Consider the following 10390-nt stretch of genomic DNA (forward strand, 5'->3'; position numbering starts at 1 on the left):
AACAGGCGCTAAGCCTCTTCGACGAGATCGCTTAGTCGCAGATCGACTTGAGGCTCTGCCATTCGCTCTCACTTAGGATCGGGCGGGTTGCGCCTTGGGTCTGTGCTTCGCGTCGGGCCAGGGCCGCGCGCCCGTCGGTCACGGGGTGACTCGATAGATACTCTGGGATTTCAATAGCTTGCAGGTCAGAGATCTTGTCGAAAAACACCGCCATAGCGCTGACGTCCACATCTGCGGCGTGCAGCATCTCGTGGGCAAAGGCGTCGGCCTGCGCTTCGGCTTCGCGCGAGAAAGAGGCGTTCATCACGTGATCCAGCACGATGGCGATGCCCGCGCCGCCCGTTACATCGCCAAGGATCATGGTCAACAGCCCGGCAGAGCCCGCCGCCCGCAAGGTCGCCCGCGTCGGGTCACGCGATTCGATGTGACCGATCTCATGCGCCAGAACGGCGGCGACTTCCTCGGCGCTGTCGGCCTCGTCCAGCAGGCCGCGCAGGACCACCATCTGACCGCCGGGGGCCGCAAAGGCGTTGACCATCTCGTGATCAAACACGTGCATCGTGATGTCGTAGTGCATGTCCTGACCGTCCGTCAGCCGGACCATCATCGCGTTCAGCGCCGCCAGACCGTCGGCGTCAGTGCAGCGCAGGTTGTTGTCGATGCTGCCCCCAAGGAACCCTTCGATCTGCCGCACAACGGTTTGACCAAAGGCGACTTCGCGTTCGATCGGGATGACGCGCGCCAGCGTTCCGGCCATGGCGGGCAGGATCACGAACAGCATGAGAAGCGTCGCCGCCGTCGCCCCGCCGAGGAATTTACCGATCTTCAGCCACGTCCCTTTGCCCAGATCGCGCCGGAACAGGCCGGGACGGGTGCGGTGCATCCAGTCGATCAGATCAGGATCCAGAATGACCAGCCGCGCCGGATCGCGCGGGGCTTCGTCATCGGTCAGCGCGTGGCGCGTAAGGGTCAGGCGGCCCTCGTCCGAATCGTCGCGCAGCGCGCGCAGGTCTTGAAGCGGCCAGCGCAACGGCTCGGGCAGGGTGTCGGCGTGGATCATCAGCGCCTGACGGTCCTCGGACAGGGCGACGTGTACCGTGTGCCGCCCCGCTGTCAGACCGTCAAAGAACTGCGCCGATGTTCCAGCTTGCATCAGATCGCGCCCCCGATGTCCAAGGCGTCGGCAAAGCCTTCGGCGTCAATGCCCGTCTCGGTCGCGCGCTGGTGAATCCGGTTCAGCGCCGGGGCGTTCTGCACGCTGATCGTGCTGACGTAATGCGCAAGGATCGGCTGCACGATGATCATCAGGCTCAGGGCTTCGAGCGTGGCAAGGATCAGCACATAGGCGGCGATCACCAGCAAGCCAAAGCCTATCATCATACCGGGCGAGGCAAATAGCAGCTGCATGGCGACAAGGTTGGTCACAAGCGCCAAAACCCCCAGCAAAATCGCTGCCGCCAAACCAACGGCCAAGCTGCCAAGCAGCGAGATTTTGATGACCTTGCCGGCGCTGGGGTCCGAGGTGAACAAGACCTCTTGGCCCAGGATCTTGTGGCGGGTCAGGTAGGCAAAGCTGTGCACGCGGTAGTAAATCAGGCCGATCGTGCCCCAGATATAGCCGACCAGCACCATCAGCATCGACAGAACGTTAGAGCCAGCAAAGCCCGCCGCGATGCCGGTAATCACCAGCAAGACACCGACCAGCACATGTTTCAGACAGGCGAACAGATCGGTCCACTTGCCGCCCTGTTCGAATCGCGCATCGCCGTAATAGCTGCGGTCGGCCATGTATTTTTCCAGCTTGAAGGTCGCCAGCGGGGTCAGGATCCCCAGCGTCACGACGCTCAGCAAACCATAGCCGATTGCACGGGCCGCATAGCCCCAAGCGCCTTTTTCCATGCCAAAGCGGATGCCGCGCCAGCGCGTCCGGGCCATCTTGTAACGGCGCGCGCGATAGGCGGCATAGAACAGCAACGGCAGGACCGCGACGATGGAAATATAGAACGCCGCCATAAAGCGGGCGATCTCTGCCGGGGTGGGGTAGTCGCCGGTGGGCACCGCCAGCACCGACAGGCCAAAGTAGAACAGGATCATCTGCACGATGCCCAGGTAGACCGCCAGCACCACGATTGCGATCAGAAACCCGAGGAATTTTTCCAGCCCGGTGCCGGTGTATTCAAACGCATCGCCGCCCGCGCGGGCGGAGGACCACATGAACTTGCGGATGCGGGTCTTTTGCCAAAAGCGGTAAATGCCCAGGGTGATGAATACCAAAAGGCCCGTTTTAAAGGCGAGGCTGAACAACCCGCCCGAATTTTCGCGATACTCGACGGGCAAATGGTCTGACGTTTCCATAATCACAGTTCCTTAACACAGTGACGCCTAGTAGCTTCAAGCGGGGGAGGGGGCGCAAGGGGGCGAAAACGCACCGCTTTCGCCCTGTGATTGAAAAGCCGCAAAAGAAAACGGCGAGGTGTCCCCCGCCGTTCCGTATCAGTTGAATTTGTTGTCGCGGGGGAAGCCGCGTGGGGCCATGCGCCCGGTCCCTGCGCGTTTGCCGATCCATTCACCCAGATCGGTTTCCGTGCGCGTGCGCCCGGCGGGGTCAAGCCACGACAGCCCGTCCGCAAGGGTAAAGGTCCGCGCGTCCGACAGGCCTCCGTCCTTGTACTTTTGCATCCGCACGCCCTTGCCGCGACCCATCTCGGGCAGCTCGTCCAGCGCGAAGACCAGCACCTTGCGGTTCTCGCCCACCACCGCGACGTGATCGCCATCGACGGGTTTGCAGACCTTGGCCCGCACCGGCGCCTTGACGTTCAGCGCCTGCTTGCCCGCCTTGGTTTGGGCCACAACGTCTTGTTCCAAAACGACAAAGCCGTCGCCCGCGTCAGAGGCCAGCAGCAGCTTGCCGTCGGGGCGGTGGATGAACAGATCGACAATCTCGACGTCGTTGGGCAGGTCAACCATCAGGCGCACAGGCTCGCCCATGCCGCGCCCACCGGGCAGACCGGCGGCGGATAGCGTGTAAAAGCGCCCGTTCGACCCGAACACCAACAGCTTGTCGGTGGTTTCAGCGTGGAAGATGAAGCGCGGCCCGTCGCCGTCCTTGAACTTCAGCTCACGGCCAAGGTCGATATGTCCGGTCATGGCGCGGATCCAGCCCATCTGCGAGCAGACAACCGTGATCGGCTCGCGCTCGATCATCGCCTCCAGCGGGACTTCCTCGGCCTCGCCTGCTTCGGCAAAGGTCGTGAGGCGATTGCCGCGCGGGTGGTTCTTGCCGAACGCTTTCTTGACCTCTTTCAACTCGTCGCCGATGCGGTTCCATTGCAGGTCTTCGCTTTCAAGCAGGTCCACCAGCCCGGCGCGCTCTTCCATCAGCTTGTCGCGCTCATTCACCAGCTCGAGCTCTTCGAGACGGCGCAAGGCGCGCAGGCGCATGTTGAGAATCGCCTCGGCCTGCACGTCGGACAGCCCATCCTCGCGGCCCTCGTAGCGGCGCGGGATTTTCTGTTCCTCGTCGGACAGCCAGTCGGGCACCACGGCGTCGGGGTCTTCGACCAGCGGCGGCAAGGCCGCACCAGCCGCCAAGGGCGAGACATAATCCGCCTCGTCCATCGCGCGGGCGATCGTCGCCTGATGCGCGGTCGACCAGTTTTCGAACATCAACGCCGCCTTGGGGTCGTCATCGTAGCGGATGATGTCGATCACGCGGTCGAGGTTGAGGAAGGCGATCAAATAGCCTTCGAGCACTTCGAGCCGGTTGTCGATCTTGGCCATCCGGTGACGCGACCGGCGGATCAGCACGTCGCGGCGGAAGTCTAGGAACGCGCGCAGCACCTCTTTGAGCGAGCAGACCTTGGGCGTGACCCCGTCGATCAACACGTTCATATTCAACGAAAATCGCGTTTCCAGATCAGAGTTCCGGAACAGCGCGTTCATCAGCACGTCGGGATCGACGTTCTTGGATTTCGGTTCCAGGATCAGGCGGATGTCGTCGGCGGATTCGTCGCGCACATCGCCAAGGATCGGCACCTTTTTCGTCTGGATCAGCTCGGCGATCCGCTCGACCAGCTTGGATTTCTGCACCTGGTAGGGGATCTCGGTGACGACAACTTGCCACTGGCCGCGCCCGAGGTCTTCGACCGTCCAACGCGCGCGCAAACGGATGGACCCGCGCCCGGTGCGATAGGCATTCGCGATATTCTCGGCCGGTTCGACAATGACGCCGCCGGTGGGGAAATCCGGCCCCGGAACGTATTGCAGCAAGGTATCATCCACCGCGTTCGGCGATTTGATCAGATGCAGGCAGGCGCTGATCAGCTCGGCAATGTTATGCGGCGGAATGTTCGTCGCCATGCCCACGGCGATCCCGCTAGAGCCATTGGCCAGCAGGTTCGGATAGGACGCGGGCAGAACCGACGGCTCCATCAGGCGGCCATCGTAGTTGGGGCGGAAGTCGACGGCGTTCTCGTCCAGACCCTGAAGCAGCGCCTCGGACATGATGGTCATGCGCGCTTCGGTGTAACGCGAGGCCGCCGGGTTATCGCCGTCGATGTTGCCAAAGTTGCCCTGACCGTCCACCAGCGGATAGCGAATCGTAAAGTCCTGCGCGAGGCGCGCCATGGCATCATAGATCGCCGCATCCCCATGCGGGTGGAAATCCCCCATGGTGTCGCCGCTGATCTTGGCCGACTTTAGAAAGCCTCCACCGGAACTTAACCGAAGTCTGCGCATTGCATATAGGATACGACGATGCACAGGCTTGAGCCCGTCCCGCGCATCCGGCAACGCCCGGTGCATGATGGTCGAAAGCGCATAGGTCAGGTAGCGCTCGCCGATGGCTCGGCTAAGCGATTCCGCCAGATCGCGCGGGTTGTCAGTGGGGTCGAGTGCGTCGTCATCCATGAGAGAGGTGATACCGTTGCCCTCGGGCACCGGCAAGCGTGGTTGGGAGAATTTCCCGGTTTTCCCCCTTAGCGGTTGCCTTGGAATCGGTTATCACGGAATAGAGAGCCGCAGATGCTGCATTGCGGAATTTCATCGGGTGATAAGTTTGGGGGTAGGGGCATGACGCGTGTCATCCTGTTGACGTTTGGGTTCATGAGTTGGGCTTGGTATGAGCTGTCCGGGGGCGCGGATTTCGTGCCCGGAAACAACGGCGTGCAACTGATCGCTGTCTATGAACCCACCGAGACGCCAGAGCCCGTCCAAGAAAATGTCCAGCCGCAGGTCGCCCGCGCGAACATGGGCTCTGAACTGACCACCTTCGAAGGTTTCGCGCGCCAACAGCGAGTGTACGAATTCGACAATGCCCAGCCGATCAAAACAGTTCTCGCGCCTGTGGCCGCGCGCGCAATCCCCGCTGAGGCCGTGATCGAACAAGTCGCCGTGCGCGATCAGGGCAAGCCGGGTGTGACCGTGGCGTCGAGCATTGATTATCGCGAAGTGACCGGCAGCCGGGTGAACCTGCGCGGCGGTCCGGGCACCTCTTACAACGTGGTCACGCAGCTGCTGCGCGGCGAAGAGGTCGAGATCATGGACGAAACCGGCGACGGCTGGGTCAAGCTGCGCGCGCTCGATGGCAACGACATCGGCTGGATGTCGGACAGTTTCCTGACGGCGGCGCAATAAGGGCCTTTGCGGGCGGGGCGGCTTGGGCTACCCCCACCCGCATGACACAGAAAACCATCCTCATTACGGGCTGTTCGTCGGGCATCGGCTATGACGCGGCCCATGGGCTGAAGGCGCGCGGTTGGCGCGTCTTTGCGTCTTGTCGGCAAGAGGCGGATTGCGAACGCCTGCGGAGCGAAGGGTTTGAGAGCCCGCGCATCGACTACACTGATAAGGAAAGCATCGCGCAGGGCTTGGCCGAGGTGCTGGGGGCGACGGGCGGCACGTTGGACGCGCTGTTCAACAACGGCGCGCATGCGATTCCCGGCGCCGCCGAAGACCTGCCCGCCGACGCTTTGCGCGCGATCTTCGAATCGAACGTCTTTGGCTGGCACGATCTGACGACACGGGTGATCCCGGTGATGCGCGCGCAGGGCCATGGGCGGATCGTCAACCATTCCTCGGTCTTGGGGATCGTCTGTGCGCCGTGGCGCGCCGCCTATAACGCGACGAAATTCGCCACCGAAGCGCTGACCGACACCTTCCGGATTGAGATGCGCGACACGCCGATCCACTTCGTGGCGATGAACACCGGGCCGGTGACCTCCAAGATCCGCGTCAATGCCATCCCCCATTTTGAGCGTTGGATTCGCTGGGAAAATTCTCCACGGGCAGAGCAATATCGCGCCAAGCTGAACAAGCGCCTGTACGAGGATCGCGGCAAGGATACCTTTGAGCTGCCGCCCTCTGCGGTCACCGCCAAGTTGATCCATGCGCTCGAAAGCCCGCGCCCCAAGCCGCGTTATTACGTGACCACCGCGACCCATCTGATGGGGGCGGCGCGGCGGATTTTGCCGACGCGGACGCTGGACTGGCTTTTGGCAAAAGGCTGACCGCGACCCTATGGAGGTTCGCTTTTTCTGGCGGCTCCGCTATGTGGCAGGGAAAGCTGAGGAGCGACCCTTATGACCAAAGACCCTTTATTCATTTTAATGGCGCTGGTGATGGCTGGCGTTGTGGTGATCCTGCTGTTTGGGATCGGATCGTTCGCGCGCGGCGGTGAGTTCAACCGCAAATACGCCAACAAGGCGATGCGCTGGCGGATTGGCGCGCAATTCGTGGCGGTCCTGCTGATCCTGTTGTTCGTTTACGTGCGTCGTGGGGGCTAAGTCATGGTTGTTCTGAACAAGATTTACACGCGCACCGGCGACAAGGGCGAAACCGCGCTGGGCGACATGACCCGCGTGCCGAAATTCGATCCGCGCGTCGAAGCCTATGGCACAGTGGATGAGTTGAACTCGGTGGTGGGGGTGGCGCGGCTGCACGCCTCTGGCGAGGTGGATCAGCAACTGGCGACGATCCAGAACGATCTGTTCGATCTGGGGGCCGACCTGTGCCGCCCGGACATGTCCAAAGACGATGAGGCCGGGTATCCGGTGCTGCGCATGGTCGAGAGCCAAGTGGATCGGCTGGAGGCAGAGATCGACGCGATGATCGCGCAACTCGAGCCGCTGCGCAGTTTCATCCTGCCGGCGGGGACGACTTTGGCGGCGCATTTGCACCACTGCCGCACGGTGGCGCGGCGCGCGGAACGTCTGGCGGTGCATCTGGCCGCTGTGGACGATGCGAATCCTGCGGCGGTGAAATACCTCAATCGCCTGTCCGACTGGTTCTTTGCCGCCGCGCGGATTGCCAACGACCAAGGCAAAGCCGACGTGCTTTGGATCCCGGGCGCGAACCGCTGATATCGGGCGCGGCCAAATTCTTTATTTAAAGAATTTGCAAATTCCTTGGACAAGGAATTTGGCCCCCCGTCACAAAGGTTCCGCTTCGAGCCACACCCCGCCCTCGGGCCGCACGGTCAGGATCATGACCGGCTCGGGGGTGCGGCCTTTGACCGCTTTGAACCGGAAATTCGCCAGCAAGGTGGCCAGCACGATCACCGTTTCCTGGATCGCAAAAGACGCGCCGATGCAGATGCGCGGGCCGTCTCCGAACGGCAGGTAGGCGTAGCGATCCGGCTTTTCCGCCCAGCGGTCGGGGCGAAACGCGTCTGGGTCGTCCCACAGCAGTTCGTTCCGGTGCAGCGCGTAGATCGGCAGGATCACCGTGTCGCCGGGCCGCACCTCGCGCCCGCAGAGCGTATCCGCCGTCCGCGCCGTGCGCTCCAACATCCCGGCAGGAGGATAGAGCCGCAACGCCTCGTCCACGATCTGCCGGACAAAGGGCAGGCGGGCGATGTCTTGGCCCTGCGCCACGCCGCCTTGCACCACCGATAGGGCTTCTGCGCGCGCGCGGTCCTGCACATTCTGATCAAACGCCAGCAAATACAGCGACCACGCCAGGGTCAGCGCCGTCGTCTCGTGCCCCGCTACGATGAAAGTCAGCAGGTTGTCGCGCAGCTCGGACGTCTTCATCTTGCGCTTGGTCTCGGGGTCTTCGCCTGCCAACAGCAGGTCCAGCAGGTCCGGAACGCCGTCCGCCCCGCGCGCCGCTCGCGCCTCGATCGCCGCATCGGCCACGCGCTTCATGTCGCGCACGCCACCTGTGCCAAAGGTCCGGCCCAAGCGCGGCACCCAGTCGGGCAGCCCGAGAATATCGGCCAGAGAAATCTTGGCCGCCTCCGAGATATAGGCGTCCAACGCATTGTGCACCCCGTCGCGGTCGAACCCCTGATCGCCCGAAAAGGTCACGTCCGAGATCACGTCGAAGGTCAGCGTCACCATCTCGGACAGGAAATCCACCGCGCGCGGACCGGCCTCGCGCACCCGCTCAACCGACCGCTCCGCCGCGGCCGACATCACCGGCGCAAGGTTCATCACGTTGCGATGGGAAAACACCGGCGCGGCGGCGCGCCTTTGCCAGCGCCAATGCGCCCCTTCGGCGATGAACAGCGATTCGCCGATAGCGGGTTTCAGCATGTTCTTGGTGACCAGCGACTTGGGATAATTGTCGAGATTCTCCAGCAGCACCCGCCGGTTTGCCTCGGGGTCCATGATCATATGCCAGCGTTTGCCCGTCCGCCCCGAGACCATCGGCTGCTTGACTGTCAGCTCTGGCAGGATCGACAGCACGTTCCTGCGCAAGGCTTTCAGGCTGCCCCACAGCCCCAACGGCTGCGTGACCAGCGGCACCCGAACGGGCAGGCGCTGCGGTTCAATCGGTTGCATCTGGGTCATGGCCTTCCCCTATTTGCTTGCCTCAAAGATAGGCGCAAACCCGCCCCGGCCAACCCGTGGGGCGATTGCGCCGCAGCCCCCTTCGCGCTATCCCAACGAAAACTCAGCCTTGAGGGACCCGAATGAAGCGTATTTTCACCGCTCTGGCCATGCTTTTGGCCCTGACTGCCTGCTCTGAGGCTACCAAGGATCTCAACGGTCCGCTGGAACCGCTTGGCGATTTCAAACTGGGCCACGCCGAAGTGGTTGCGCCCAATTTGCAGCAAATGCTGATCTCGCGTGAGGCGACCGCCGAAGAGTGGACCACCCTCGTTGATGCCGCGCTGGAACGCCGCTTTCGCCGGTTCGAAGGCGATCAGTTCTATCACATCGGTGTCAGCGTCGAGGCCTATTCCCTGCCGCCCCCCATCGTGCCGGGCAAATCGGCCCTCGCGGTGCGTGTGACGGTTTGGGATGATGCGACGCAGGAAAAGCTGAACCCGGAAACAGAGGTCATCAGCACCATTCAAGTCTTCGAATCGCGCCTGAGCATGACCCGCGAACAGCAAATGCAGCGCCTTGCGGACATCATCGCGCGCGACACGGAACTGTGGATGCGTAAAATGCAAAAGGAAAAGGGCTGGTTCGGTGGCCTGCCCGCAGAACCCGAAGAGGTCGAGGCCGCAGAGCCCGCAGACGCTGAAGCCGAACAGGCCGTCGAGGCGCCTGAAGAACCCGCGCAAGACGCCGAAGGCTGACGATCCGGGGCCGCTTTGCCCCCGAAATTGCGGCCCCAAATCTGCGACCCGAGACGATTGCGCACGCTTTGTCAGCAATCGCTTGATTTCTCTCTCCCAAATCTGTATCCGGCGCGCGATGCAAACCCCGGGGCCCGTCTTGGGTCCCTTTCAACTGTGAGGCGTCTCAGAGATGGGTAAGGAAAAGTTTGAACGCGGCAAGCCGCACTGCAACATCGGCACGATTGGTCACGTTGACCACGGCAAGACCACGCTGACGGCTGCCATCACCAAGTACTTTGGTGACTTCAAGGCATACGACCAGATCGACGGCGCGCCGGAAGAAAAAGCACGCGGGATCACGATCTCGACCGCGCACGTGGAATACGAAACCGAAGCACGTCACTACGCACACGTTGACTGCCCCGGCCACGCTGACTACGTGAAAAACATGATCACCGGCGCGGCGCAGATGGACGGCGCGATCCTGGTTGTGAACGCAGCTGACGGCCCGATGCCGCAGACCCGCGAGCACATCCTGCTGGGCCGCCAAGTGGGTATCCCCGCCATGGTCGTGTTCATGAACAAGGTTGACCAGGTCGACGACGAAGAGCTGCTCGAGCTCGTCGAAATGGAAATCCGTGAGCTGCTGTCCGAGTACGACTTCCCGGGCGACGATATTCCGATCATCGCAGGGTCGGCTCTGGCCGCAATGGAAGGCCGCGACCCGGAAATCGGCGAGAACAAGATCAAGGAACTGATGGAAGCGGTTGACAGCTACATCCCGCAGCCCGAGCGCGCTGTGGACCAGCCGTTCCTGATGCCGATCGAAGACGTGTTCTCGATCTCTGGCCGCGGTACCGTTGTGACCGGCCGTGTTGA

General features: G+C 62.4%; 10 protein-coding genes. 6 read left to right on the plus strand and 4 right to left on the minus strand.

The annotated features are described in order from the left end of the window. Window positions 1-31: 31 nt before the first annotated feature. The 3 genes from B9A11_RS18320 to B9A11_RS18330 all read right to left on the minus strand — a co-directional run bounded on the left by B9A11_RS18320 (window position 32) and on the right by B9A11_RS18330 (window position 4908). Window positions 32-1153: a M48 family metallopeptidase gene (locus tag B9A11_RS18320; RefSeq protein WP_058247728.1), complete on the minus strand. Its 1122-nt coding sequence runs from the start codon at window positions 1151-1153 to the stop codon at window positions 32-34. Continuing rightward, the gene (locus B9A11_RS18325) at window positions 1153-2355 is read right to left on the minus strand and encodes a DUF898 family protein (RefSeq protein ID WP_058247727.1); all 1203 of its coding nucleotides are present in this window, start codon (window positions 2353-2355) and stop codon (window positions 1153-1155) included. Before B9A11_RS18325 ends, B9A11_RS18320 begins: the two co-directional genes overlap by 1 nt. Window positions 2356-2493: 138 nt before the next feature. After that, on the minus strand, window positions 2494-4908 hold the full coding sequence (locus B9A11_RS18330; RefSeq protein ID WP_058247869.1) for a DNA topoisomerase IV subunit A: 2415 nt from the start codon (window positions 4906-4908) through the stop codon (window positions 2494-2496). A gap of 162 nt (window positions 4909-5070) precedes the next feature. On the opposite strand from B9A11_RS18330, the gene B9A11_RS18335 reads away from it, so the two are divergent. The 4 genes from B9A11_RS18335 (at window position 5071) to B9A11_RS18350 (ending at window position 7358) form a co-directional block, all read left to right on the plus strand. Then, on the plus strand, window positions 5071-5634 hold the full coding sequence (locus tag B9A11_RS18335) for an SH3 domain-containing protein (RefSeq protein WP_058247726.1): 564 nt from the start codon (window positions 5071-5073) through the stop codon (window positions 5632-5634). A gap of 41 nt (window positions 5635-5675) precedes the next feature. Then, window positions 5676-6506, plus strand: a complete 831-nt coding sequence (locus tag B9A11_RS18340; protein ID WP_058247725.1) for an SDR family NAD(P)-dependent oxidoreductase — start codon at window positions 5676-5678, stop codon at window positions 6504-6506. A gap of 72 nt (window positions 6507-6578) precedes the next feature. Continuing rightward, window positions 6579-6782: a twin transmembrane helix small protein gene (locus B9A11_RS18345; protein ID WP_058247724.1), complete on the plus strand. Its 204-nt coding sequence runs from the start codon at window positions 6579-6581 to the stop codon at window positions 6780-6782. A gap of 3 nt (window positions 6783-6785) precedes the next feature. Further along, window positions 6786-7358, plus strand: coding sequence for a cob(I)yrinic acid a,c-diamide adenosyltransferase (locus B9A11_RS18350; RefSeq protein ID WP_058247723.1), 573 nt, complete (start codon window positions 6786-6788; stop codon window positions 7356-7358). A gap of 69 nt (window positions 7359-7427) precedes the next feature. On the opposite strand, the gene B9A11_RS18355 is transcribed toward B9A11_RS18350, so the two are convergent. Further along, window positions 7428-8792 carry a cytochrome P450 gene (locus tag B9A11_RS18355; RefSeq protein WP_058247722.1) on the minus strand — a complete coding sequence of 455 codons (1365 nt, stop codon included), beginning with the start codon at window positions 8790-8792 and terminating at the stop codon, window positions 7428-7430. A gap of 122 nt (window positions 8793-8914) precedes the next feature. Here B9A11_RS18355 and B9A11_RS18360 point away from each other — a divergent pair, with 122 nt between their 5' ends. Together B9A11_RS18360 and B9A11_RS18365 are read left to right on the plus strand one after the other, a co-directional pair. Continuing rightward, a complete protein-coding gene (locus B9A11_RS18360; RefSeq protein ID WP_058247721.1) occupies window positions 8915-9529 on the plus strand; it encodes a hypothetical protein in 615 nt (204 codons plus the stop codon). 172 nt (window positions 9530-9701) lie between these two features. Then, a partial coding sequence (locus B9A11_RS18365) for a GTP-binding protein (protein ID WP_143595926.1) occupies window positions 9702-10390 on the plus strand: 689 nt, incomplete at its 3' end.

The organism is Tropicibacter naphthalenivorans, from assembly GCF_900176475.1.
GTDB lineage: Bacteria > Pseudomonadota > Alphaproteobacteria > Rhodobacterales > Rhodobacteraceae > Tropicibacter > Tropicibacter naphthalenivorans.

Excerpts from the sequence above, each read along its gene's own strand:
- B9A11_RS18345 (WP_058247724.1), top strand. The coding sequence starts at position 6,579 with ATGACCAAAGACCCTTTATTCATTTTAATGGCGCTGGTGATGGCTGGC.
- B9A11_RS18355 (WP_058247722.1), bottom strand. The coding sequence starts at position 8,792 with ATGACCCAGATGCAACCGATTGAACCGCAGCGCCTGCCCGTTCGGGTG.
- B9A11_RS18330 (WP_058247869.1), bottom strand. The coding sequence starts at position 4,908 with ATGGATGACGACGCACTCGACCCCACTGACAACCCGCGCGATCTGGCG.
- B9A11_RS18340 (WP_058247725.1), top strand. The coding sequence starts at position 5,676 with ATGACACAGAAAACCATCCTCATTACGGGCTGTTCGTCGGGCATCGGC.
- B9A11_RS18350 (WP_058247723.1), top strand. The coding sequence starts at position 6,786 with ATGGTTGTTCTGAACAAGATTTACACGCGCACCGGCGACAAGGGCGAA.
- B9A11_RS18335 (WP_058247726.1), top strand. The coding sequence starts at position 5,071 with ATGACGCGTGTCATCCTGTTGACGTTTGGGTTCATGAGTTGGGCTTGG.
- B9A11_RS18360 (WP_058247721.1), top strand. The coding sequence starts at position 8,915 with ATGAAGCGTATTTTCACCGCTCTGGCCATGCTTTTGGCCCTGACTGCC.
- B9A11_RS18325 (WP_058247727.1), bottom strand. The coding sequence starts at position 2,355 with ATGGAAACGTCAGACCATTTGCCCGTCGAGTATCGCGAAAATTCGGGC.
- B9A11_RS18320 (WP_058247728.1), bottom strand. The coding sequence starts at position 1,153 with ATGCAAGCTGGAACATCGGCGCAGTTCTTTGACGGTCTGACAGCGGGG.